The 25,408-nt window shown below is 41.2% G+C and carries 17 protein-coding genes; 4 read left to right on the top strand and 13 right to left on the bottom strand.

The genetic code is table 11. The annotated features are described in order from the left end of the window. Nucleotides 1-158: 158 nt before the first annotated feature. The 4 genes from AA0Y26_RS02465 to AA0Y26_RS02450 form a co-directional block, all read right to left on the bottom strand. Entirely contained in the window at nucleotides 159-410 is a 252-nt protein-coding gene (locus tag AA0Y26_RS02465; protein ID WP_413364808.1) for a hypothetical protein, read from the bottom strand. A gap of 790 nt (nucleotides 411-1,200) precedes the next feature. Then, nucleotides 1,201-5,946 carry an endonuclease gene (locus AA0Y26_RS02460; protein WP_413364806.1) on the bottom strand — a complete coding sequence of 1,582 codons (4,746 nt, stop codon included), beginning with the start codon at nucleotides 5,944-5,946 and terminating at the stop codon, nucleotides 1,201-1,203. 74 nt (nucleotides 5,947-6,020) lie between these two features. Beyond that, the gene (locus tag AA0Y26_RS02455; protein ID WP_413364804.1) at nucleotides 6,021-7,814 is read right to left on the bottom strand and encodes a bifunctional metallophosphatase/5'-nucleotidase; all 1,794 of its coding nucleotides are present in this window, start codon (nucleotides 7,812-7,814) and stop codon (nucleotides 6,021-6,023) included. Nucleotides 7,815-9,139: 1,325 nt separating this feature from the next. After that, complete coding sequence (locus AA0Y26_RS02450; RefSeq protein ID WP_413364802.1) at nucleotides 9,140-12,592, bottom strand: S-layer homology domain-containing protein; 3,453 nt, start codon at nucleotides 12,590-12,592, stop codon at nucleotides 9,140-9,142. A gap of 325 nt (nucleotides 12,593-12,917) precedes the next feature. Between AA0Y26_RS02450 and AA0Y26_RS02445 the strand changes: the two genes are divergently transcribed. Then, entirely contained in the window at nucleotides 12,918-13,136 is a 219-nt protein-coding gene (locus AA0Y26_RS02445) for a hypothetical protein (RefSeq protein ID WP_413364801.1), read from the top strand. 135 nt (nucleotides 13,137-13,271) lie between these two features. Here AA0Y26_RS02445 and AA0Y26_RS02440 read toward each other — a convergent pair whose 3' ends face one another. From AA0Y26_RS02440 to AA0Y26_RS02430, 3 genes are all read right to left on the bottom strand, one after another. Further along, the gene (locus AA0Y26_RS02440; RefSeq protein ID WP_413364799.1) at nucleotides 13,272-13,991 is read right to left on the bottom strand and encodes a WecB/TagA/CpsF family glycosyltransferase; all 720 of its coding nucleotides are present in this window, start codon (nucleotides 13,989-13,991) and stop codon (nucleotides 13,272-13,274) included. Nucleotides 13,992-14,120: 129 nt separating this feature from the next. Next, nucleotides 14,121-15,389 (bottom strand): nucleotide sugar dehydrogenase, encoded by a 1,269-nt coding sequence (locus AA0Y26_RS02435; RefSeq protein ID WP_413364798.1) that lies wholly within the window; start codon nucleotides 15,387-15,389, stop codon nucleotides 14,121-14,123. Nucleotides 15,390-15,968: 579 nt separating this feature from the next. Then, nucleotides 15,969-16,445: an IDEAL domain-containing protein gene (locus AA0Y26_RS02430; protein ID WP_413364796.1), complete on the bottom strand. Its 477-nt coding sequence runs from the start codon at nucleotides 16,443-16,445 to the stop codon at nucleotides 15,969-15,971. Nucleotides 16,446-16,785: 340 nt separating this feature from the next. On the opposite strand from AA0Y26_RS02430, the gene AA0Y26_RS02425 reads away from it, so the two are divergent. Both AA0Y26_RS02425 and AA0Y26_RS02420 read left to right on the top strand, forming a co-directional pair. Next, the gene (locus tag AA0Y26_RS02425; RefSeq protein WP_413364794.1) at nucleotides 16,786-18,351 is read left to right on the top strand and encodes a hypothetical protein; all 1,566 of its coding nucleotides are present in this window, start codon (nucleotides 16,786-16,788) and stop codon (nucleotides 18,349-18,351) included. Between the two features lie 17 nt (nucleotides 18,352-18,368). Beyond that, complete coding sequence (locus tag AA0Y26_RS02420) at nucleotides 18,369-21,122, top strand: DEAD/DEAH box helicase (protein WP_413364792.1); 2,754 nt, start codon at nucleotides 18,369-18,371, stop codon at nucleotides 21,120-21,122. A gap of 376 nt (nucleotides 21,123-21,498) precedes the next feature. On the opposite strand, the gene AA0Y26_RS02415 is transcribed toward AA0Y26_RS02420, so the two are convergent. Next, nucleotides 21,499-21,939 (bottom strand): single-stranded DNA-binding protein, encoded by a 441-nt coding sequence (locus tag AA0Y26_RS02415; protein ID WP_413364790.1) that lies wholly within the window; start codon nucleotides 21,937-21,939, stop codon nucleotides 21,499-21,501. 246 nt (nucleotides 21,940-22,185) lie between these two features. Here AA0Y26_RS02415 and AA0Y26_RS02410 point away from each other — a divergent pair, with 246 nt between their 5' ends. Beyond that, on the top strand, nucleotides 22,186-22,614 hold the full coding sequence (locus AA0Y26_RS02410) for a YwpF family protein (protein WP_413364789.1): 429 nt from the start codon (nucleotides 22,186-22,188) through the stop codon (nucleotides 22,612-22,614). 44 nt (nucleotides 22,615-22,658) lie between these two features. Here the strand turns inward: AA0Y26_RS02410 and AA0Y26_RS02405 are convergent, their stop codons facing one another. The 5 genes from AA0Y26_RS02405 to AA0Y26_RS02385 form a co-directional block, all read right to left on the bottom strand. Then, nucleotides 22,659-23,162, bottom strand: coding sequence for a hypothetical protein (locus AA0Y26_RS02405; protein WP_413364788.1), 504 nt, complete (start codon nucleotides 23,160-23,162; stop codon nucleotides 22,659-22,661). A gap of 94 nt (nucleotides 23,163-23,256) precedes the next feature. Next, nucleotides 23,257-23,640 carry a hypothetical protein gene (locus AA0Y26_RS02400; protein WP_413364786.1) on the bottom strand — a complete coding sequence of 128 codons (384 nt, stop codon included), beginning with the start codon at nucleotides 23,638-23,640 and terminating at the stop codon, nucleotides 23,257-23,259. Nucleotides 23,641-23,737: 97 nt separating this feature from the next. After that, nucleotides 23,738-24,172: a 3-hydroxyacyl-ACP dehydratase FabZ gene (gene fabZ / locus AA0Y26_RS02395; protein WP_413364784.1), complete on the bottom strand. Its 435-nt coding sequence runs from the start codon at nucleotides 24,170-24,172 to the stop codon at nucleotides 23,738-23,740. Nucleotides 24,173-24,278: 106 nt separating this feature from the next. Further along, on the bottom strand, nucleotides 24,279-24,557 hold the full coding sequence (locus AA0Y26_RS02390; RefSeq protein ID WP_413364783.1) for a DNA-directed RNA polymerase subunit beta: 279 nt from the start codon (nucleotides 24,555-24,557) through the stop codon (nucleotides 24,279-24,281). 17 nt (nucleotides 24,558-24,574) lie between these two features. Continuing rightward, nucleotides 24,575-25,405: a flagellar hook-basal body protein gene (locus tag AA0Y26_RS02385; protein ID WP_413364781.1), complete on the bottom strand. Its 831-nt coding sequence runs from the start codon at nucleotides 25,403-25,405 to the stop codon at nucleotides 24,575-24,577. Nucleotides 25,406-25,408: the final 3 nt, after the last annotated feature.

The raw sequence follows: 25,408 nt of genomic DNA, 5'->3' as shown, positions 1-25,408 counted from the left end.
AATACAGGATAAAAGGCCGTAATTACGTTAGCCAAACGCTTATTTTTTAAAAGCTTATTTCTCCAAAAGAAGTAACAATAAGAATAACGCTAGCGTATATTATTCATTTTTGTTCTGTTGTATAAAAAAACCTCACCGAAATGGTGAGGTCCAAGAACTTATTCAAATTCAATCCTTACGATAATTGGAATACTGACTAAATTACCATTTTCATTTACCACTACTGTAAAGTGATAATCATAGTCTAAATTATCCCCGTTAATAGGACTGCTAGGATCAGGCATTGGTTGTGGAATTACAGCAGGAAAATCAGTCCATGTTATCGATTCAATGTTCGCATTTTTGAACATATCCGAAGCATAGGAAGTTGGTAATTCATTTTTCAGCCGTTCTTCCATATATAGCTTCATATCATCTTTATGTGTATTATACGAAACTTCATACGTACCAAATCTCGGTAATTGCTCATTTTGTCCTGGATTATTTGGACCGTTACTATTCTCGCCTTATCCTTTCGGTTTATAACGAGCCTTCACCGTACAAGCCACTTTCATAGCATACGGCGATCCGTCAGCACTAGTTCTTTCTATTCAAAACTTATTTCCCCAAGAAATATAATAAGCTAGTATTAGATATTTGTCACTAGAATCTCCCCTATCAATACTAAAATTCTTAACAAAAAAAGATCATGAGTTTATACGGCGATTTATAGAGTGCTGTTAGCTATTTAATTTAGTTTTAAGTCAAACAATATGACATTATTAACCGCTATATTGAATACGTTTATGGTGATACCTCCTCGAAATAGATTGAGGCTCATAGTTTACTGCCTGCCCCCGTTTGTCTCTTTTGGTGCGTGTTATACTATTCGCCTTATACTTAGTTTGTTATTCATTCGACTCAAATTAATAGTTTACACTGTCCCCATGTAGTCTCCAGCGCTATATCGTTTTCCACATGAATATAATTTATAAAATTCATTTCTGTACTTTGTTATACTTTAAATTAACCAGCTAGATAGGCAAATGCGGTAACTCAGTACAGGTAACGAAATCAAAAAAGCCCTACCGGAATTCTCTTCCCGATAGAGCATTAAATGCACCTTGTCACTGTGTTTCAATATCAGCAATATAGATATTAGCTATTAAGTAATATACTTTTAATTTCATCTCACCAAGCCTTCAAGCTGGCCTATTTTCTCTAATTCCCCCAAATCATTTCCACCCACTCTGGATGATCAATGAATGGATTACGATTTCCCTGCCACTTGTAAATTACTTCATTACGCTTCTTTTCAAAATCACTTACCGGATCTTGTTTATGCCATTGTAATAACACCGAAAGCTTCCCGTGATAAGGATTTTTGCCATTACTAACTTTCTCATTCAACTCTAAGTCTACTCTGTCGCCCTTTTCATAACGTGTAGCCATATAAAATAAGATGCGGGCGACATCTCCTTTCACATGATCAGGCGGCTCAAAGGAATCTGAATCGCGTTTACAGCCGTTACAGCCATTTACCGCCGTTCCTCCGTTGTCAAAATCCAGACTCCCCCGGGCGCTGTTTACCTGTACATCTGTAGGACGTAAATTGTGTATATCTGTACCTGGACCGTTGCTTGTCCCAAAATCTCCGTGAGATTTTGCCCAAACGTGTTCGCGGTTCCAATTCCCTACGTTTCCTCCATTGCTTGTTTTAGAAATTGATTTTGCGGAGTAAAACAAGATGACGTTATTTGAATTACTTGGATCTTCATCCGTTTCTCTCAACGCTTCCCAAGCAGTGCTGTAAGATAGGATTTTATGATCATCTATGATTTCATGAAGAGCTGATTTTAATTCTTGCCCATCTTTTCCATAGGCACTAGTGTAGTAATCACTTGTTGGAGCTTCATTATCAATTACTGTTACACTAAATTGAGTGGTAATGCTTTTTTTACCATCCGTAGCTGTTACTCCTATAAGATGAGTGCCGACCTCTAAATTTAGTTTTAGGATATTGTCAGCTATCTCTCCCTTAGTAGAGGAATAGTTCATTTTATCTCCGTCAGGATCTGTAAAATGTTTCGCAAGGTCAATTAAGATTTCTTTTCCTTTATCAACTTGTTGATTTTCAATTTTTGATGAAACTACCGGTGCTCGATTCTCTTCAGGAAAAGAAGGGCCCGAAATCGGGTCCCCCTTTGAATTTGTCATTTTAATGTTCTCTGCCGATGCACCATTCAAATATTCAATCTCTTGAATATTTTCCGCACCTCTAATTTCCGTTACATTCGTACCGTCAACAATCAGCTTTTTCAACTCTGTACCTTTTAAATCAATGATCGAATCAGCCTGATCCGGCTTGACTGTAACTGTTGTCGTTTTAAATCCTTCTCCGTGCAGTTCACTATAATGACTGTTAATAACAATTCCTTCCTCAATGTGTGAGTTCCCGTCAAGGTGAAGCTCTACACTTGGCTTTGTAATCGTTAATTTTTTCGTCTTATAATTAGTAAACTTATAAACTTTTTCAGCTTTTACCGGCTCTTCACCCTCTGCTGCTGATAAATCTATTTGTACCATTACTGGATCATGGTCACTTGCACGTCCTGCCATATCAGTAAAGTCAGCGTTAATATGAAGGATATCGATTTCTGTTTTATTTACTAAATTATTCGATACTAAAATGTGGTCCAGCACTTGCGAATTCCCTTGATACAAATACGTATAGCGGTCTTTTTGCTCTACCTTATTAATCATGTTTGTCATCAATTTACCTTCGTGGATTTTTAAAGCATCCGCAAATTGGTAATCATTAAAATCCCCTACCGAAACAATATTGGCATTCGGATTTTTAGTTTTAATGTCTTCTATAAAGTTGTAGACAATTTCAGCAATCTTTTTACGCTGGATTTCACTTTCATATACAGGTGGTTGAATTGCACCAAATAACGGTGTATCTCCGGATTTAGAATTCCAGTGGTTAACTATAGCAATGACTTCTTCTCCTTGGAATTCGAACTGTGCAGCCAGCGGTTTACGGCTGCTGTTAAATGCAGCATTGCCAGGGTCTATTCGCCCTGGGTTAAGCGTTAGTTTACCATCTTCATATCCTACTGCTGTTGTAGCATCCCCGGCTTGAATTCCACTTGGCAGCGACACACGTTCAGGATTATATAAGAATCCTACACGGATATTTGCATTTGGCGCACCGCCATCCGCATTATTGACCGGATCGATATTTAGATACTTATATTCAGGTCCACCAGCCGCTTTAATGACATTGATTAAACGCTGATAGCTTTGATCTGCTGCCGCATTACCAGCACTTGAACCATTGTTATCCTGTACTTCTGTAACCCCGATAATATCTGGACTGCCCATGTCCTTCGCAATAGCACGTGCTAATTTTTGAGCTTTATCATTCGATGTTTCACCTGTATTATTTGAGAAGTTTTCTAAATTGTAAGATGCAATTGTTAATTTCTTCTCGTCTTTCACAATTGTTGTTTTCTCAGGAGTTGTATTGCCTTTTACATGCTTTTGCTTCATTTCATCTAAGTCGGCATAAATTTTATAGTTTTGATAGGAGTAGCCTACAATTCCCGTAATCGGTCCCGTAAACTTATCACCAGTCGCTACTTCGAAATCTCGTGCAGTTCCATTTGGCTCCAGACGGAACTGGATCCGATTTGGATTAGCATTGCCTTCTTCATACAAAAGCCCGCCATGTAAAGAGTTAGTTGGCTCATTTTCAAGTACTGTAATCAAATCGCCATGTTCCTGGGGAGATACGGTTTTTACATTGCCTACCTGCACACGCATTCCTTCGATGCTCTCCCAGAAATCAATTGCATCTTCTTCAGGATCGAATACACTGAATTGATCATTATCAATTGTAGTAAAGCTTATATTATTTTCATTTAAAACAAGAGGCTCGGGCAGCTTCACATTATTTTGCACGATTTCTACCTTACCGCCTTGATCATTTCGTACATTAATCTGTGTTGTTTTCAAGTCTGTTGTTTGACGGTCACTGTAACCATCGTACGCATATTCACTTACTTTACCTGTCACCTTTACTAAATCTCCTACAGCAACCGGCCAGGACCTAGTACCTGCATATAAGAAAATGGCCTCCGAAGTGTGAGGGTTATCATCCGCTAATTCATCTGGTGTTTGGATTGTATAATAATAAGCACCATTTAGTGTAAAGGAATAGGTAACTACCCCTTGTACTTCTACCGTTTCATTTTCAAACGATGTTTTATGTCCATCACCTTGAATGTCATGAATTTGCAGACCGTCTGTAATTTTGTACTCGAATGTTGCTATTTCGCTAAACGTACCGTCTTGTGCCTTGACTGCCGTTTTCAATGTTGTTGTTTCATTGATTTCAATCGGTTTTTCATATTTAGTTCCATTAGTTGTTGGATCTGTACCATCCAGCGTATAAAGGATTTCCGCGTTCGATGTGGTAGTCGATAAGGTTACTGTTTGTTTACCGACATAAGTGCCTGCTGCCGGCAAAGCCACAGCTGGCTTTAAGGTAGTGCTGTCTTGTACGATATCCAACTCGGAGCGTGGAATGATTTGATAGTCATTATCAAATTGCTGTACAATTCCTGTTATGCTCTCATATTCCGAATCCACAGCAAGGGTAGATAATTCACCTGTTTCGTCCCGTACGATAAATGCAGCCCCGTCTGCTGTAGTAGCCGTATAGTTTTTCCAGCTTGTCCCCGCTACAGCTGTTAACTTTACATTTTCAACCGTTACTAGTTGTGATTCATTTTCCTCGTTAAGAGCTGTCACTACCTTTGGATTCGGTACACCTGCACCCGCCTGATTGTTTACAATCGCCGCTGAATCTAATTGTAATAACCCTCTGTAATCGGCCAATTTACCTGTTAAAGTAACTTCATCTCCAACTGATACATTCAAGCTTGTTGGACGAACTGCAATACCACCTGTTTCATCTTGGATAGAAATTGTATTTTTCAGCTTAGCTGCAACTCTGCCTTTTACTGTAACTGTTGTACCTAAAGGTTGGTTACGTACATCAGCAATTGACGGTATGTCAGTCTCATTTACAACAGTATAAGTAACAGTCATTACATTACTGTTTTCCAGATTTTCTAATACGGCAATCGCCTTAATCGTTGTTGTTTGATCGATAACTATTGGGCCGCTGTATTGCGTGCCATTTTCCACAGTTGGTTCAGAGCCGTCAGTTGTATAGTAAATTGCGGCATCTTCTGTAGCTGTAGATAATGTAATTTTTGTACCACTAGGAACTGTTGTGGATGCAGGAGAAACAATTACATCTTTCACTTTGATTGGTGAAGGATTTTCGGGTTCTCCGTCTGTTCCTTTCATCTCATGAATACCTAAATTACTGAATGTATCCTTTCCTAAATTGATCCATTCATTAGCTGGATTAAAAGAATCATCGATAATTGTATCACCGGTAGTAATATTACTCTTTCTTATTAAAGTCATATCTTTAATATTTTCTACTTTAGCCCCAACTTGACCGATTGAGTCAATAACTACATTTGCTTTTCTCAATACAACGGCATCGTCACCGTTAAAATTAATCACTGCACTATTTTCTAAATTCCCAACGTTCTTTATCCCTACCGCCGCATCTTTATGGTAAATAACGTAAGTTTTCCCGTTCTCTAATGTACCTTTCAAGTCAACTCTCTGTGTTGGTGTTGCACCTTCATTTCCATATAACTCTAACTTATACTGACCTAAATCAATGGTTGTACCCGTTCCATTATAAAGCTCAATGGCTTTATTAAAACTTGACCCCTCAATATATTCAGAAATAATAAGGTCCTGTGCTGTACCTGCTGCAGAAACAGTGACTGCTGGAACTGCTGGAACGGCAATACTTGCTACTAAACTTGAAGCTAATAAAGTGTTTAGCGATTTGCTCCATTTCTTATTAGACATGTTCATTTTGCTCCTTTTTAGATATTTATTGGAATAAAGGCCCTCTCTTTGCAAGAAAAAGGCCTTTATTTCATTTATAGAATTGTATCTCCTGCTACTTCAATGCCATCAAAGCTTAGCTGATCATGGTCTAAATCGACCAATATTAAATTACCTGATACTTTAATATTGGCAAATTTGATTTCTGCAGCAGCTTTCCCGTATAACACGAGGTCACCGTTAATCTCCGCATTTTTCAACTCGGAAATATTTGAAACATCGACTTTAATATTTCCTTCAAATACTTTCGGCTCAATTTCTGTTCCGTTAAATTCTCCGGGAGTTACTTCCTTTATAGGAGCAGTAACAACATCAATAATACGTCCTTCAGTAGAAGTTGGCAGTGTTTCTAATGCTTGAAGATGTTCTTTAAAGTTTTCCCAGTCAGATAATCCCAAGTCTGCTACACGCCCGTCATCGTAAGCCTTTTTGAACATATTGAAGCCGTCTCCGCCCTGGGCTGTAAAGGCGTTTGTTGCTACTGCATATGTCTCAGTATCTTGAATGTCTACATAGCTGCCTGATGAATCCTTGTATTTGATTGAAACAACACGTTGGCCGGCTGGTTTAGAAGAATCAAATTCCACTTTTGCTCCAGCCACATGCAAGAATCCACCGTTTTCTTTTGGATATGAACCGAGACTATGCTCGAATGCCGCTTTCAGCTCAGCACCGGTTACATCCATAACGGCTAATGTGTTGCCAAATGGTAATACTTCAATGACTTCCCCTACAGTAATAGGACCCTCGTTAATAGCAGCACGGATTCCTCCACCGTTTTGAAGTGCCATCACCACATTTTTACCTTTAAAGCTTTTCGCTTTTGTAAGCATGCCATCTGCAATTAAATTCCCTAATATTGTTTCATTTTTACGTACACTTGGCTTTGTATCATCACCATTCGTCCGCGGGTTTTCCAGAGCTACGCCTGCCTCTACACCAATTTCCTCTGCTGCTACTTTATCAACCTGTTCTTTAAATTCGGCTAAGACACTTTTCGCTTCTGCATCTTCTGCCAATGAACCAACCGGGATCAGTTTGCCTTCATGTTTAACAACAACACCGTTTTTATCAAACTCTACATCTAGCGTACCTAAAAATTCATTATTCGCTTTTGCCTGTACAATAACTGTTGGTGTCTGATTATCTGTCACCACCACAGGAGCCTTTAGCTCTGTATGTGTATGACCACCTACAATTACATCAATTCCCTCTACTTCTTTCGCTAACGTTAAATCATTGTCAACCGCCGCATTGTCATCATAGCCAATATGCGTAAGGGCAATGATTTTGTCGACTCCCTGTCCTTCAAAAGCAGCAACTGCTTTTTTGGCTTCAGCTATATAATCTTCAAACTGAATCTTACCAGGACTTGAGATGTCTTTCGTTTCAGCTGTCGTTAGACCGAAAATTCCGACTTTTTCACCATTAATTTCTTTAATGATTCCATTGTAGATTTTCCCTTGTTCAGGTTTGCTTGATACTAAATCAGTAAACAATCCTGTAAAATTCGCATCTCCTGAGAAATTCACATTGGAACTGACAAACGGGAAATTCGCTGCTTTAATGAAATCAGCCAAGGCCTTATGACCCTCAGGACTTGATCCCAAATCAAACTCATGGTTACCAAATGTCATGGCATCGTATTTCATTAAATTCATAACAGCTATATCTGCTTGTCCCTTAAACTCATTAAAATATAATGTTCCAGAAAACACGTCTCCCGCATTCAGTAATAATGCCTGAGGTTTTGCCGCTCTTACTTGCTTTACAGCTGTAACTGTTTTAGCAGCATTTGCTAAGCTTGCATGTGTATCATTCATATGCATGATTGATAGACTAAAATTGCTATTCCCGTCTTATACTGCATAGAATGCGGCTTTCGGTTCGGGCCTACACCGTACAGGCGACTTTCATCGCATACGGCGTTCCGTCAATGAAATTCTTACACTTACTTCCCCATATACTATATGAAAACATATCTTTATTAATGCAATGTTTCTAATATTTAAATAAATGATATAAGAATGTAAACTTACTTTTTATATCAAAAGAAAAAGAGTCATCAAGTATTGACCTGATAACTCTGACTTCATTAAACTCCGTAAAGTGTCTAATGATATTTTAATTACTTATTGATGAGTTTATATCATATTTTAATGAAAAAATTGATAAGAATTTTTAATTTTAAAGATGGATAATTTTATTATTCATTTTTTTACACTTATCAGGATAAAGTTTTAATGAACAAAGAATTCATTGTAAATTAATGTTAACTTTATAATTTTAGCCATTTAAAAAGGACGCTATAAGAGGTTTTTTCTCTTATAGCGTCCTATTATTAGAAATCCTAAAAGACATACAAAAAATATGCTTAGAAAATTAATAGTTTATAAATAAGATAGCTTGAATACAAGCCTTCCTATTTAACTCACTTTCCTAACATATGGCACCATCAGCGTTTTATAAGAAAGAATTTATTGAATTCTAAATTTACTTTTGGGGAAATAAGCTTAGAATTTATCCACTGACTGGGTTCCTTCGCTCCTGCTAGTTTTCTCCTCCTTACATGTTACCATGCAAGTCCAAGCGGCTAGCGATCCACGCTACTACAAACCCGCTGCCATCCTACCAGCCTCATAGGTGCTAACCCACCTCTTCTAGTAAGACTTCAAACGTTCCATCGTGTTGGTCCCTTCTTTTAATGACCTTAGGCTCCCACTATACAGTATGCACATCATCCGTTTAACAGTTCCAAATTGTTCGGATGCTCTTATCATCATGGAAGATGACAGAAATACATGTGAACTCCTAGCCATTTCGCACATGTAATTGACACATACAGCCTACGTGGGTTCGTCGTCCTAGCCATAATCATTTTTTAAGGAGCCCCGCCTCGGGAATTTCACCCAAGTACGACTTCACCTGACTTCATCCCTTCGTGCAGATAGACACTCACTGGATGCAGGAGGATTAGGCTCATGAGCAATTGGAACTGTTTCTCATACATCAGCACTTCCCTGATGACTCCAACCACGACAGTTAGAAAAAAGACCCCATGGAAGCTTAACTAGTTAAAGTATAATCCATGAGGCCTCAATCTACTTATTTCACTAGTAAACTAGCTTATAAAGTAACGTTTCGTTTATTTTTATTAAGGAGTTGGTGCTAATTTTGCTTCTTCTGCTTCTAATTTAGTCACATTAGCTGGTTTTACTAATGCTTTTTGAGCAGTAGTTAATGCATCATATGCTGTTCTTGCTGCTGTTACTTCTGCTTGAGTAGCATCAGGTGTTGTGAAATCTTCAATTAGCGTATCTACCGCTGCTGCTTTTGCTGCATCAGCTAATTTTGCTTCTTCTGCTTGTAACTTTGTTACATTAGCTGATTTTACTAATGCTTTTTGAGCAGTAGTTAATGCATCATATGCTGTTCTTGCTGCTGTTACTTCTGCTTGAGTAGCATTAGGTGTTGTGAAACCTTCAATCAGTGTATCCACTGCTGCCGCTTTTTGTGAATCTCCTACAACATCCTCTACGACTACAGTAGTAGAAGCTGTTTTTCCTACAGCGTTAACAACAGTTACAACAATTTTTGCATTAGCAGGAGTATTTTGAGCAACAGTATATACTCCATTCACTGGAGTTAAAGCTGTACCATCTACTGTTACAGTTGAAACAGCAGAGTTATTAGCAGAAATTGCAAGAGTACCACCGATTTCATTAGCATCAAGGTCAGTATCAACTAGAGTAGCTGTAACTGTTGGAGCAGCAGCTGTATCAGTTGGAGCACCTACACCATTTGCATTTCCAATACTATAGATATAGAAAGTAGTTACACCGTCTTTTACTTCATAAGTAACTTGTACAGGACCAGCAGCATTTACTAATAAAGATGCAAAATCATCAGCATTAGCGATTGGTTGGTTATTTAAATTACGGAATACTACTTTATCTCCACCATAAGAAACTGGGTTTTTACCAGCAAATTTAAGTGTTTGGTTAGAACTATTAATTGATTCTACAACACCAGTGTAAAGTGCTGGAACAGCTGCTGAATTTGTGAATGATACTGTTGCTGATGTAGTTGGTAAGATATTGTTTGAACCAGTTACATTCACAGATACTGTATCAGCAGCTGAAGATGTAACGCTAACAATTGCTTTACCTTCTGCATCAGATGTCACTTGGTAAGTTTTAGTATTACCATGGTTTTGAGATGCATTTAGAACTTTACCAGCTGCATCTTTAACAGTTGCATTTCCAAATAATGATGTCACATCAAATGCTAATGTGTATTGAGTTACAGTTGTACCACCCACTGTTCTAGTTTCTTGAACATAATAATCAACTGACCCATCATTGTTTAAATCTACAGGAACCCATACTGTTGCCGTAGTAGCTCCAGTAGTAGTACTAGCTGGACGGTATGCGAAACCGTTTTGGTCTACTGATTGGTAAGTGAAGTATGCTTCTTCACCAGAAGCTAATGAAGTTACTGTACGACCAAATTTATCTTTAACTGTTAATGTAGCATTTTTAACAACAGGTGATTTGAAGTAAGTAGCTTCTGCAACTTGTTGAATATCTTCTTTATTTAAAGCTACAGGAGTAACATTACCTGCAGTATTTAAGAATACTGTTGGTTTTGCGAAAGTAGTAGCACCTTTACCAGCAACACGGAAAGTTGTTTTACCATCTTTGCCAACTGTGATTGCATAAGGAGTGTCTTTTGTTACTTTTTTGAACTTTTCTTTAGCTGTTGTAAAGTAAACATCACCATAGAAGTTACCATCTTCAAAAGTTACATAAGCAGTTGTACCTTCTGGAGCAACTTTTCCGTCCTTATCAGTCACAGTAACTGTATAAGTACGACCACCAACAGAGTTTTGATCATAAGCATCAGGCGTATCTACATACTCTGCAGAATTTGCTGTACCTTCAGCTGCTACAGTTAATGCTAATTTGTCAACTTGAGAATATTTAACTGCTGGAGCTTCAGCTTGTAATGCAGTTGAAGCGTACTCATCATCTACAAGAACACCTGAAGAGTTTACATTACCAGAAACTGTTTTAGCATCATATACAATTGGAGTTGCTGTTAAGTTTGAACCGTAAACAGTGAATGTTCCTTCGCCATCTGCATCTGTACGAACTGTTGCAACTACATTATTTCCACCTGTCGATAATTCAGCAGGTACTACGAATGTATCTACACCAGTAGTTTGGACATTTAATTTTGTAACTTTATCAGGAGTTACACCAAGGTTCTCTTTAACTGTTACATAGTAAGTTGTGTTTGCTTTACCATTTACTTTGTAAGTTTTTTTAGTGTTATTAGCAAGTTCGTTACCACTAGTGATTTCAGAAACTGCTAATTGAATTTTGTTAGCCCAGTAAACTTTACCTTGAGATACTACAGAAGATTTTTTAGTAGCGTATGCTGCTACGTTATCTTCAGAAGCATAGTAACGAGTATATTTGTAAGTAGCTACACCTTCAGCGTTTGTGAAAGCTTCTACTTCGATTTTCTCGTTAGTAGTTTGGTTGTTTACGATATTGAACGTTACAGAAACGCCTTCTTTAGACTGGCCTTCTGGAACTGTTACAGCAGCTGTTAAAGTAACTTCTTCACCAATCACGCCTTGTACTGATTGCGTGTTAACTTTAATAGCTGTTGGGATTACAGCAGCGATACCTACGAATGTACCAGCTTTTTCGCCGTCAACAGTTACAGTGTATTCTGTGCCACCTTTTTGTTCAGAAGTAGTTAATACTGCAGTACGTTTGCTAGTTTGTTTAACTACTGCGCCTTTGATATCAAGGCCTTCGATAGCGAATTTCACTTTGTCGATGTTTTCGATATCTTGGTCGAAGATTACTTCAACAGTTGTGCTGTTTACAGCTTTCACTTCGAAAGGAGCTACGTCAACAGCTTCAAAGTTGATAGTGTTATATAAGAATTTAGAGAATTGAGCACGAGTTACGTTCTCTAATGGACGGAAGTTACCGCTGTTAGTAGAAGAGATTTCAAGATCCATTAATGCTTGGATTGCATCTTCAAACTCTGCACGAGCGCTTGATAAGTCCGGAATACGAACGTTGTCTACGCCTTCAGCGATTTCGATTAGAGATTCACCGTTAACTGCAGCATAAGCACCGTTAAGTACTTTCGCCATTTGTTGACGAGTGATGTTGTTACCTGCCATTAATTTACCAGCAGCACCGCCGAATACGCCTTCGTCTGCTACTAATGCAGCGTACTTAACTAATTCTTGGTCTTTGTGGTTAGTTGGCACGTCTGTGAAACGAGCTTTTGTGTTCCAGTCAGATGGAATTTCAACACCGTTAGACTCAACCCAGCGTCCTAGCATTTTAACAACTTGGCCACGTGTTAAAGCTGCTCCTGGTTTGAATGTGTTTGTTGAAGGGTATCCGTTGATGATACCAGCTTCAGTTAATGCGTCGATGTATGGAGCGAACTCGTTGTTTTCAGATACATCGCTGAATGATGCAGCTGAAGCTACAGGAACGATCGCAGATGCTACTAAAGTAGCTGTTGCAGCTGTTGCTACAAACTTTTTGTATTTCTTTGGTTGGTTAGCCATTGAAAATTTCCTCCTCGAATTACATTTATAATGTTAGTTAGTTACCTACACTACAAAACTAGCGTGAAGAACTAATACACACTAAAGTTTAGTAGTATATATTTGGTATGTCAATTGTTTTTTACCAATAATTCCATAATAAAAATGAAAAAGGTAATAAACTTTCAACATTATCCATTTTGATAGATAACTAGAAACCTCCCTAATTATGCCATAAAGAAAAAACAAATAACAGTAGTTTCTGTAAATTTAATATTTTTTGTTAAATAGATACAATTATTTTCTTCGAAATACAGCATTTTTACCATTTTTCAGGAGATTTTAAGTGATGAAAACACACGCCATCTACATATATGCGGCATCTAAGAAAGATATTAATAAAAATTCGAAAGTACTGCTGTATCGGTATTTATCGACACCTTTCGTCAAAAAAAGCCATAACAAAAGGCGGTCTGTTTTCACAGAACCGCCTTTTGTTTGCCATCCACAACCACTTATGAATGACAAGTGGGCTACCAACCGTTTCCTTGCAGGGAAATTTTAAATCTATACCTAATAAGAGGAAATCTTACTAACATTTACAGTGTAGCATTTCCTTAAAAAAAGAACAACGGATTATTACAAAGATTACATAAATAATTTTTAATGTAATAATTAAACATAAAATTATGTTCTGTAATTATTTTGAAGTCTTGTTTTTCGCTACTTCCAGAAGGAATAACGGCAGCTTAATCTGACGTTTGATACGGTGCGGCTCCTTCATCAATCGGTAAAACCACTCCATCCCTACCTTTTGGAATGCTTCCGGTGCACGCTTTACGTTACCAGCCAATACATCAAATGAACCTCCAACACCCTGGTAAATTGTCGGGTGCAGTTGACCGCGGTTGGCATTGATCCAGTTTTCTTGCTTTGGTGAACCCATTGCGACAAATAACAGGTCGGGCTTTGCTGCATTAATCTTATCGATTACCTTTTGGTTATCTTTTTCATAGCCGTCCTGTGTGCCGGCAATTTGAATCCCCGGATACAGCTCCTGTAGCTTTTCTGCCGCTTTGTCTGCAATTCCCGGTTTTCCGCCGTACAGGAAAATCGGCTTCTGTCTTTTTGATGCTTCCTCGCAAAGACGCAGCATCATGTCCACACCTGTAACACGCGATGTAATCTGCCCTTTTTGGATTTTCGAGGCCAAAATAACGCCAATCCCATCTGGAATTTGAAATTCTGCATTGTTTAATAATGTTTTTAATGCCGGGTCTTCTTTTGCTTTAATAATTTTCTCAGGGTTAATAGCAACGATCAGTGACTTTTCTTTTGTTTCAATACGCTCAAATACTTTTGGAATCAGTTCATCGTAGTTTTCCGTATTTACCTGGATGCCCAGGACTGTTTCTTTCATGGTGATACCTTCTTTCATCTAAAGTTTTCTTTATTATTCGTATCCCTTTTCTACAGTAATCTCCTTAAAAGAAGTTTACCCATCATAAAGAAAAGCAGCGCGCATATGCACCCTGCTCTCCTGTTGTGTTTAGTTTTTTGCATCGCCCAGCAGATGGAAATCAAATCCTGCTGCTTCCCAAGCACCGCGGTCTAGACAGTTTTTCGTATCGAAGACGATTTTATTCTTCGCTTGGATCGAAGTAACGTCAATTGTCTTAAATTCGTTATGGTCTGTCAGGAACAGGAGGATATCTGCATTTGCTGTTGCTTCCTCCAGGTTTTGCGTTTGTGTAGCGTGCTTGTTTTCCTTGATATGCGGGTCGAATGATACGACATTCAAGCCAAGGTTTTGCAGCTCATCGATGACAATTGTCGACGGACTTTCACGCATGTCGTCAATATTTCCTTTGAACGCAAGTCCAAGTACCGCTACTGTTGCGCCCGCAATGCCGGCCTTATTGAGGATGCTTTGCGTTTTTTGCGCCGTGTAGCTCGGCATGGAATCGTTTGTATTACGAGATAAATGAATGATTTGCGCTGTTTCGCCGCCAAGCTCTACAAGGAACCATGGGTCAACCGCGATACAGTGACCGCCGACACCCGGACCTGGGAAATGGACATTTACACGCGGGTGATAGTTGGCAAACTTGATTGCCTCCCAAATGTTCACATCTAATTTTTCCGCAAGCTTCGCAAGCTCATTGGCAAATGCAATATTCACGTCACGGTATGTGTTTTCCATTACTTTTACTAATTCAGCTGTTGTTGCATCTGTTAAATGGATTGCTCCTTGTACGAATGTTTCGTAAAGCTCTTTTGTCATCTCAGCGGACTTTTTGTTAATACCGCCGACGATACGGTCGTTATTCACAAGCTCTTCGAATACACGGCCAGGGATCACGCGCTCAGGTGAATGCGATACGAATAACTCTTCCCCAATCTCAAGACCTGATTTCACAAGTTCTGGCAGCATAATATTTTCAACTGTCTTCGGTGGAACCGTCGACTCTAAAATAACAAGGTTGCCCGGTTTTACGTAAGGTACGATGGAGGCTGTCGCCTGACGTACATACTCCAGGTTTGCCGTATTGTCCGGATTAATCGGAGACGGTACGGCAATGATGAATACATCCGCTTCCTGCGGAGTCGTCGATGCAGTCAGGAATCCTTCATCGACTGCTTTATTTAAACGCTCTTGCAAGCCCGTTTCCTCGATGTGCAATTGCTTTTCTTGAATACTTTTCACAGCTGCTGGGTTCACATCAACACCGTGTACCTTCACGCCGTGATTTGCAAACATGACTGCCGTTGGAAGACCGATATACCCAAGCCCAACGACACAAATTGATTTTGACATTGCTTTGACTTCCTTTCAAATTCGAAAAAGAATAGATACTTATTTTATAAACGTCTAGGAATGTAGTTTAGTTCCTGAAACTTTTGTATAGGTTCCACTAGCGCTTTCACTAGCCCGTTCAAAAAGAACTACCTTATAGTATACAACTTTGCGCCGATTGTGGGAAATAAATTTTATCCAGCTGAGGAAGAGACTCGGCAAGCCGGCTGTAACCGCTGGTCGGCTCTTATGTAACTTACCCTGATTAATCGTTTTTCATTTTAAAGCAGTTCTATTAAATTCACTCAACATCTACTCTCCCCACATAAAAAAAGCCCTCTTTTCGCCAGAGCAAAAAGAGGCAAATATGGGTTGAGGAAAGATTCATCAGTATTTCCATGAATCTACCCACAGTATAATTTGAATAGTATTGTTTTTCAAACGTTTTCTACTATAGTAATTCAGAAACCCGCAGTATCTCTACTATGTCTGTTATTCGCTTTACTATTTTAAAGCAAGAAAGCGTCGTCCTATCCTTTTTTAGTATAAGAAAACACCGAAGAAATATTTTTCATCGGTGTTTTCACGTAGAGGTGGCGCTCACATTGCATAGCCTCCGTTTAATTTTTCCTTTTGTGTCATTAAGTCATAGAATAGTTCTTCGTTGCGGTCAGCAAGTGCTACATCGATCAAACGAGATAGGTTCGATTCTTCAAGTGTGTGGATCAGCTCGGCAATTTCTGCGTCCAGTTCATCTGTTTCGGCCTTCACTGGCTGGATGTCTCCTGCTGAGTTCTCAAGAATCGGCATCAGATGCTCATGGACATTCGATACTAAAAGCAGCTGATACAGCGGTAATCGGATAAATCGGTTGCCGCGCTGGAACACGAATACCTCCGACATGTTTTCAACCTGCATCGTGTTCAGGTTGACGATCATTTCCTTTCCTTCAATCGGAATAAAATGGTACACTTCATCGTCCTTCGTAATCGAGAAATACTGGTAAGCAAACACAAGACGTAGTTTCGTTCCCGACACTTTTGTATAAAACGGCTTCATGAACTGCACAGTAATCATATCGATACCCTCCTAGTAGTTAACGTATTCTTTAGCCTTGTAAAATAATACTGAGCCTGCGTATTTGTTTTCGCCTGATTTCAGGTGTATATGGCTAATCATTTAGTACACTATCAATCGGAATATAGAATTTAGTGGGTCATAGTATTGTAATGAATGCTCTCAAGTCAAGATGTGCTATTTAATACTTATTATGCCCATACTCTTACTGTTTCAAACTTCATTGAAAAGAAACTTCCTCCTCGCCTCCCTGTTTTTCCATATTCCAATCTCCTGCGTTTACGCAGTAATTGAATTCACGTTATAATAAAAGGAACGACTTTTTTAGGAGAGGTTAATTATGGGGCTTTCAATTCCTGTCATTGCACGGGACAATGCCGATTTTATTAATAGAGAGTTAGAAAAATATACGACTGAGCTGCACCCTTCATCAGCGGAAGATGAAGAGCTTGTGCGCCGCTCTGTTTTTTCTGTACGTAACAAATCCGTTCTTTTTGAACGATATAACACGGCTGCTGAGAAGCTGTTTACCGTTGTGCAGGATGTGCGTCCAGCAGAGGTAACGATGGACTTTCGATTCCAGCATCTTAGCTGTACATGCCCGCAGCCGCTTTGCCGGCACCAGCTCGGCACATTGCTTGGGCTTTACCAATACTACGGCTCTGTTCAGGACTGGGCATCGAAATGGCGGGCACAAAAATCTGTTCAGCTGAATCAGCTGGCTACAGCGCGGACACCTGAAAGCTGGCAGCAAATGGTGGAGGAAGTGATGGGGCACCTGCTTCCGGCAAACCGCCGCATCGAAAGCTATTTAGTACCGTCCATCCTTGATAATGCCTATGCAAAGCTCCGCCGCTATACGCCGCTTGAGCGTGAATGGCAGCCAATTTTTAAGCTGTATATCGAGCTTGCGGTGCTGAATAAATTATGGTCACACTTTCTCGCAACCGAGTCACCTATCCAGTCTGACTACTTCCAATATGCGATTGATAAGCGCTATGAATATGCCGAGGATTTGATTCATGAGCTGAGCAGTAAATCGCGTTTATTCGCAACAGATCCTTTTTATGATGCCATGCAGGAAAGTGTACGTGAACTGTTGCTGCAGGACGGGGGCTTCCCCCACCTGCGCTTCAGCTTCTTCCTGCTGTGCTGGGAACATATTTTCAATGATAAAAAGCGTGCGTTACAGGAGCTGGAAATGCTGGCGGAAGCGGATAGTCCTTCTGATATCCCGCTTGCTATTGCCCGGGTCGTTTTTTATGTGCTCTTGAAGGACGAAGCAAAGATTCAAGATCATCTCGCACAGCTCGACGCTGAACATATCCAGCTCTACGAGGCGATTGTTCATTTTGCCCTGAACGTAGGGGATCGGCAGGCTGCCGCGCTTTTGTTAAAGGCGATGCTGCCTCATTTACAACAGTATATTCATCAAGTGCTCCCACCGCACCGGCGACAGCTGTTTACGAATAGCCTGAATACGTTATATGCAGAGATCGAGCTGACAGAGGCTGAAGAATTAATGCTTTATGGAGCATTTGGCCGCTACGGCGTCCAGCCATATTCGGACTATCTACTGCAAAAGGGTCGTTATGAGGAATGGACTGCACTCCATCAGCTGCACCCTTCCTCGATCCCTTATTTGGAATCTATCGGCTTAAAGCAGGTGCTGTCTGAAAAACCGGCTGCCGCCCTGCCGCTTTATCATCACTATGCGATGGAGGAAATCCGGCAGAAATCCCGGATGAACTACAAACAGGCAGTACGCATCTGGAAGCAGATGAAATCCGCCGCTAAAAAAGCGGGCAAGACAACTTACTTTGAAAATTATATCGAGTCGGTACGGACACAGTTTAAACGGCTGCGTGCCCTTCAAGAAGAGCTCGATAAGGCACAATTACATTAAGGAGTGACGAAAACTAAATGATTGAAACAGCACCATTTGTAAAGACGCTCCGCTTAAAGATCGAACAAATTCGGCCCGGCTACTACTCATTAATGGCCTTAAACGAGGACGGGCTCATTCATGCTGCAGAAAATTGGGCACCGTTCCTTTATTACAGATATGAGCCGAACTTTTACGGACTGAACGCCAAAACGGATGAGCGTGACTTAATCGTGCCGATTGCTGATTTGCTTGATGTAATGTCACCACGCTACCGGCATCCATTCCTTCGAATTCAACCGGCAGACGCCAAATCGGCGGAGACCCTCAGCCAAATTGAAGAAGCTCTGATGGTATGGCAAGGAGATGAACTTTGGCAGCATGCCACGTTATCGGAGGACGGTCTTGCCTTTGACTATAGCCAGTCTGACCTGCTGGAAGAGGCTGCCTCGCAGCGGCTGTCAAAAGCAGGCTTAACGCTGGAGGATGTACCGGCTCTTCTGCCGTATTTCCAAAATGGAGGATGGCCGCTGCAGACAGAACGCATGGCCGGAAATGTACAAGTGGCACTCCGGTTAAGTGAGCCGCCTGAAGATGAAGAGGACTGGTATCTTGAAACAGTGCTTCTTGCACCTGGCTCTGCAAAACACTGGACACCTGCAGTCCGAAAGCGGACACTCCCGATTGAAATGGCTCTTCCTGAAAAATGGATGGATTTGTCCCCGGATATCGAACAGCTGCAGCACCAGATGACTGCCCTGCTGACGCTTGAAAATCATGCACCGTCACCTAACTACTTCATTCATCTGAGACTGCAGGATGCCGACGTGCGCCATTTCCTTCAGCATGACTTGGCGAAGCTGCAGGCACTTGGCTTTGAAATCATTTTGCCGGCTTGGCTAAAAGAACTAAAGCAATCGAAGATGAAGGTACGAGTGAGTGCCGGCAATACACCGACGAAAAAAACAGCCGGGCTCGATGATATTTTAACGTTCCGCTGGCAGTTCTCCATGAATGGACAGGATATGCCGGCTGAGCAGTTCCGCAAGCTCGTCGAGGAGAAGCGGGAATTTGTCCGTATCGGTACGGAATGGTTCCGTATCGATGCTAATTGGCTAAATGAAATGCGCGAGCTGATGAATCAAGCCGAGGAAGAGAACTGGACTGTACGTGATCTACTGTTTCAGGAGCTGCCTGAGACGTTAATGGAACCGCTAGAAGATCCGGACGATGCAGAGCGTGACGACCCGATGTTTGCTTTTGAGATGCAGAAGTCACTGCAATCCTATATTGAACAGCTGCAGCATAAGCAAGGAATGCCTTACGTAGCTCCTTCGCTGAATCTTCAGGCGGAGCTGCGCCCATACCAGCAGCAAGGATATGAATGGCTTGTGTTTATGCGCGAGCAGCAGTTCGGTGCCTGCCTTGCAGATGATATGGGTCTCGGTAAAACCGTACAGCTCATTACCTATATTCTGTATACGGTGGATGTCCTGCAGGTGGAAGAGCCGGCAATTATCGTCTGTCCAACTTCTGTGCTTGGCAACTGGCAGAAAGAGCTGGCCCGCTTTGCCCCAAGTTTAACCGTGCATACGCACTACAGTGCCAATCGTCTAAAGGATGAGCAGTTCACTCGGTTCATCGAAAAAGAGCGTCCGCATATTATCCTTTCGACGTACGGCACCATTTCGCAGGATGCGGAATTCCTGCAGGATCAGAATTGGTCGACGGTCGTATTGGATGAGGCGCAAAACATCAAAAATATGCAGACACTGCAATCCCGCTCCATTCGCAAGCTTAAGGGTGCACATCATATCGCCCTTACAGGAACACCGGTGGAAAATAGATTATCCGAACTGTGGGCAATCTTTGACTTCATGCATAAAGGCTACCTCGGCAGCTTCGGCAAGTTCCAGGAGCAGTTCATCCTGCCGATTGAAAAAGATGAATCCGAAAAGCATAAACAAGTGCTTCGTATGAAGATTCGTCCATTCTTGCTGCGGCGTACAAAGCGGGATCCAGATTTAATGCTGAACCTGCCGGATAAGCAGGAAACGCAGGAATTCTGCCCGCTGACACCTGAACAGGCTGCGCTGTATGAGGGGTTCATTGAAGATACACTCGCCCAGCTCGAAAAATTAACTGGCTTCGAGAAGAAAGGCCGGATTTTAAAGATGCTGAGTAAGCTAAAGCAATTATGTAATCATCCAGCCCTTTATTTAAAGGAGCCGTTTGAAGAAGCGCGCGTCGAGTTGGAACGATCGGTGAAGGTGAAACGGATTGTACAGCTTGCCGCTGAAATTGTAGAAAATGGCGAGCAGTGTCTGATCTTTACCCAATATATTGGCATGGGCCAGCTGCTGCAGCACTGTTTCTCAGAGCTGTATGATATCGATGTGCCCTTCCTGACGGGCAGTATGCCGAAACAGCAGCGGGACCGTCTCGTAGAAAGCTTCCAAAACGGCGAATTTCCGATTTTCCTGCTGTCATTAAAGGCTGGTGGTACAGGTCTGAATCTAACTGCTGCGAACCACGTGCTGCATGCTGACCGCTGGTGGAATCCCGCCGTTGAAAATCAAGCGACAGACCGTGCCTACCGTATCGGCCAGACTCAATTTGTGCAGGTGCATAAATTTATTACGATCGGCACGATCGAGGAAAAAATCGATAAAATGATTGCGATCAAATCCGCCCTCTCAGAGGAACTGATCCAATCCAGCCAGTGGTTAACCGAGCTCGATGATGCCGAGCTGATGGATTTGATGATGCTCGATACAGCGATGCTGAAATAGCTTTTATACGTATTAGGCTCTCCCCTCCTATTTTGTGAGGGAGGGCTTTTTTCTTGCGCGAATTTTGAATGGTATTGCGCGAATTAAAACTTTCAGCCTATAAGGTATGCCGCTTTCTCTCCTTTAGTAGGCTCGGGACTTCTCAGCAATAAAAAGAGGGAGCCTTTTATGCCATGTGCATGAAAGGCTCTTTGATCGGTTTCTTAGCTATATTCAGTTGTAAATTAGGAGAATAACGGCATAGATAGCGAATATGCCGGTATTGATTTTGTGGGGGTCAATCATTGTACAGTCGTTTTTACAGATTTGCTGTGAACATTGACTTGCTATAACGAAAAGCAATTCGTTGTGTTGTTTACCTTCTTACAATCGCGTATTAAGTTGTCACTGGTTTTGCATCTGCTTCCTCATCCTCAGAAGGAAGTACAAAATGCGCTGTTACATCTACCTCTTGCTGTACTGCATAGTTTGAAGCATTAGAAGCGGGCTGCCCTTCCCGCTGCTTCAAGGCATAAAATCGGACGTCCTCGACAACGACTTCTGTATTGTATACTCTGACGTTGTCCTTATTTACATAGGAACTGGATTGCAGACGACCATTGATACCGACGAGCGACCCCTTGCCGCAATACGTTGCAATTCGTTCCGCAAGCTTTCCCCACGCGACGCATAACAGATAGTCAGCGTCGACTGTGCCCTGGCTGTTGCGGAAATTGCGATTAATGGCAAGTACAAAATTTACTGTCACCTTGCGATCAGATAACTGCCGAAGTGCCGGATCTTTTGTCAATCGTCCAACGAGCCCGACTTGATTCATTACTTCACCTCCCTTCATTACAGCCATCATAATGCAGGAGGATCCGCTCGCGCAAAGCACGAAAATACAGATTTGTGCATACATCAAGGAACCAAATATTCATTTTGTCTATAGCTGAAAATAAAAAGGCGAAGGATTTTATTTAACAATGCTCATACTACTTATGTTCATGAAATTGACTGATTTTTCGAATTTGGCAACTTTCAATATGGTATAATAACCGTAAAAAGAAAATGGGGTGAAAAAATGAAGACCTTTAAAATGCTGTCTTTCGACTTATTAACTTCTACTGGCAGCACGCAAAGCATCCCGTTAACGGACGGCATTATTATCAATCAGGAAAACAGCCATAACTCGTGGATCTTGGAGCTGTATATCGCTAACGATTATCGGGGGTTCTTTGATCCGTTGGTAGTTTCCCATGATGTATTCGAAGCCCGTGCCGTCATTTCATTTCCAGACAATGAGCCAGCACCCTTTTCACTTGTTGTCACTAAAATTATAGAAATTGGTGACTATGTATCGGTATTATGCAAAGGAACTTTAAAAGCGCAGCGAAAACGGTATGCAGAGCTATTATTGCAGGAATTAATTGCAGAAGGGCTCCCGAACGACGAGCTTCTTACTCGGTTTGAGCGCGGCATGAAAGAACGTCCAAAATTAAAAAATACGTAACAAAAGCGTGACTGCCATTCAGCAGCCGCGCTTTTGTTGTTTTGTTATCGAGTTGTATCGCGATCGACACGGTTTTCCACATCGTCTACCATGTCTTTACCGTCATCGACGATTCGGTCAGCTGCTCCTTCTACATCGTTAGCAGCGTCATCAAGAACGTTGTTGTTATTATTGTTATTGTTGTCGTTCCCTCTTATACCGGCATCTGGGCCGCCGTTACGGTTTGTACCGTTATTGCCTTCCTCACCGTTGTTGCCGCCAGCACCGTTCATATTGTTGCCGCCGTTAGAGGTAGCTCCATTGTTGCCGTTGTAGTCTTTATTGGATGTCGGTGTATCGACATTGGCATTATCGCCGTTCATATAAAGACCTTCAGAGCCGTTATAATCGTTATTGATGCCGTCGATTCCATTATCATCATGTGGTGTCACAAGATCACTTGCACCTTGGTCCTCCATTGGTGTTTCGTCATCATTGTTATCGTTGTTACATGCTGCTAATGCACCCGTCATCAACACAACAGCTAAGCCAAATTTCCATTTTGACATAAAAAATTCCCTCCTTTCTCGCCTCATGATTAACTACAATGTAGTCAACAGTAGAGTGCCCGGGAAAAGAGGGAACTATCCTAAACTTAGGAATCTATTTTAATCGTTGTTTTAAAAGTTGCTCCACATAAGCCGCTTCTGCCTTACAATGAAACGTATAGTTCGTACCTAATTGCTTCTGCATTTTTTCGATGGCTTCAATTTGTTTCTTTGTCGGCTTTTCATTTAGAATTTTTTCAATAACTTCGTCGATCTTCTTCGCCATTTCTTCGTGGAATTCATGGCTCATCAATACTTCCTGCGGCACTTTATCAAACCAAGCTGCGTTTTCCGTAAAATATTTTTGCCAACTAGCGACAAAATCTTCCATTGAGAATTTATCTTCATCCCAGCCAATACTCGCCAAATACGACTCAAAAGACGTTGAGATAGAACGGGTAATGCTTATTTTGACGCCTGAAGACAGTTCTTTATACATCTATTTAAAACCTCCTACGTTTAAAGCCAAACCTACGTATCCTGAAATCGTGAATTTCAACCTTCTTATTTTATAATTTTTAAACAATAAAAGCAAATTACCCTTGAACCGGTCCTAATGCGAATAAAATTTCTGCTTCACAAACAAGCTCTCCGTCAACTGTGGCAATCCCTTTGCCTTTTCCCATTTGGCCGCGCAGCTTGATGAATTCCACTTCAAGTCGAAGTTGATCACCTGGTACTACCTGGCGCTTGAAGCGGCAATTATCGATACCTGTTAAAAATGCCAGGCGCCCTTTATTCGCTTCTGCATTTAGCAGGGCTACTCCCCCTACTTGTGCCAGAGCTTCCACAATCAGCACTCCAGGCATCACCGGATAGCCTGGAAAGTGACCATTAAAAAAGTCTTCGTTAATTGTTACATTTTTAATACCTACAGCTCGCTTGCCTTCTTCCAGCTCTGTAATACGATCTACAAAAAGAAATGGATAGCGGTGTGGTAAAATAGCTTGAATTTGTTCTGCACTTAACATATGAATCCCCCTGTTGTGAAGTATGTATGACCCGATTTCTCCCTAGTACGCAACTCCGTTTAACGATCATAAGCCGGAGTCCGTACGATAGCAGTGTACGAACTCCCTACTCTTTGCCGTTCATAATATCGAGGATGTGCTGCCATGTTTCCCATTTCAGGGCATCGCCAGCGCTTCCTTCCCCGATAACGGAATAGCCGAAAATCACACCAATAATCGCCACCACTAAAAATAGGACAGATACGATAATGATGCGCAGCCAAATCGGCAAAAGGCGAAGCCGTACCCAGCGTTTCTGTTTGTCATCGTTGTCTGCTGCTGGCTCTGTTTGTCTTCTCTTTTTCGGTTTTTCCTCTGCTATATGATGGTTTGATTCGTTCGTCATTGTTCGTCTCCTACTTTTTATCGGATGCCGTTAATTAGACCAAGCATTTGGTCAGCAATCGTAACTGCCCGTGAATTGTATTGATACGAGCGCTGTGCTGCAATCAAATTGGTCATTTCCTTAGATAGATCAACATTCGACATTTCCAATGCGCCTATCTGCATACTAACCTCATTACGATTTTGCCCCTGTAATTCTGTTAATACATCACCTTCTGCATAGCCAAGCTCGGCAAGATTAGCCGGCAGACTGAGGTAGGTACCACCGTTCAGCTGCTCCATTACTTGCGGCTTCGTAATTTTTGTTACAGCAAGGTCATATTGAATTACCTGTCCGTTCTCATTCATTACATTCAATGTACCCGCTTCTGACATTGTAAATTCTGTTACGCCCTGTGGAAACGAAATTGTATTGCCATTCGCGGAAAGTACTGGATATCCATCACCTGTTACAAGAAGATTTGTCCCATCCTGCTGGGGAGACATGTAGAAATTTCCTTGACGTGTAAAACCTGTGCTGCCGTCTTGCATCACAACATTGAAATATTGGTTTTCTGCTGTCATAGCGAAATCTAGATTACGCCCAGTCAGCTGGATACTTCCTTGTGTTTCGTTTGATTGGATTTGACTAATATGCGCCCCAACACCTTGGCGGATGCCGACTGGTGATTGGCGGAGCGTTCTGTCTAATTTATCGTTATTATGCTGTTGGTACAGCAATTCCTGAAAAGTGGCCTGTTTTGCTTTGTAGCCTTTCGTATTGCTGTTGGCGATATTATTACTAATTGTATCCAGCTGCAGCTGAATTTGCCCAAGTGTATTGGCTGCTGTATTCATTGTACGGATCATTAT

It is taken from the genome of Lysinibacillus canaveralius (genome assembly GCF_047301505.1).
Lineage (GTDB): Bacteria > Bacillota > Bacilli > Bacillales_A > Planococcaceae > Lysinibacillus_B.
The sequence above is the reverse complement of the archived record's forward strand: the minus strand, read 5'-3'. Positions and strand labels throughout refer to the sequence as shown.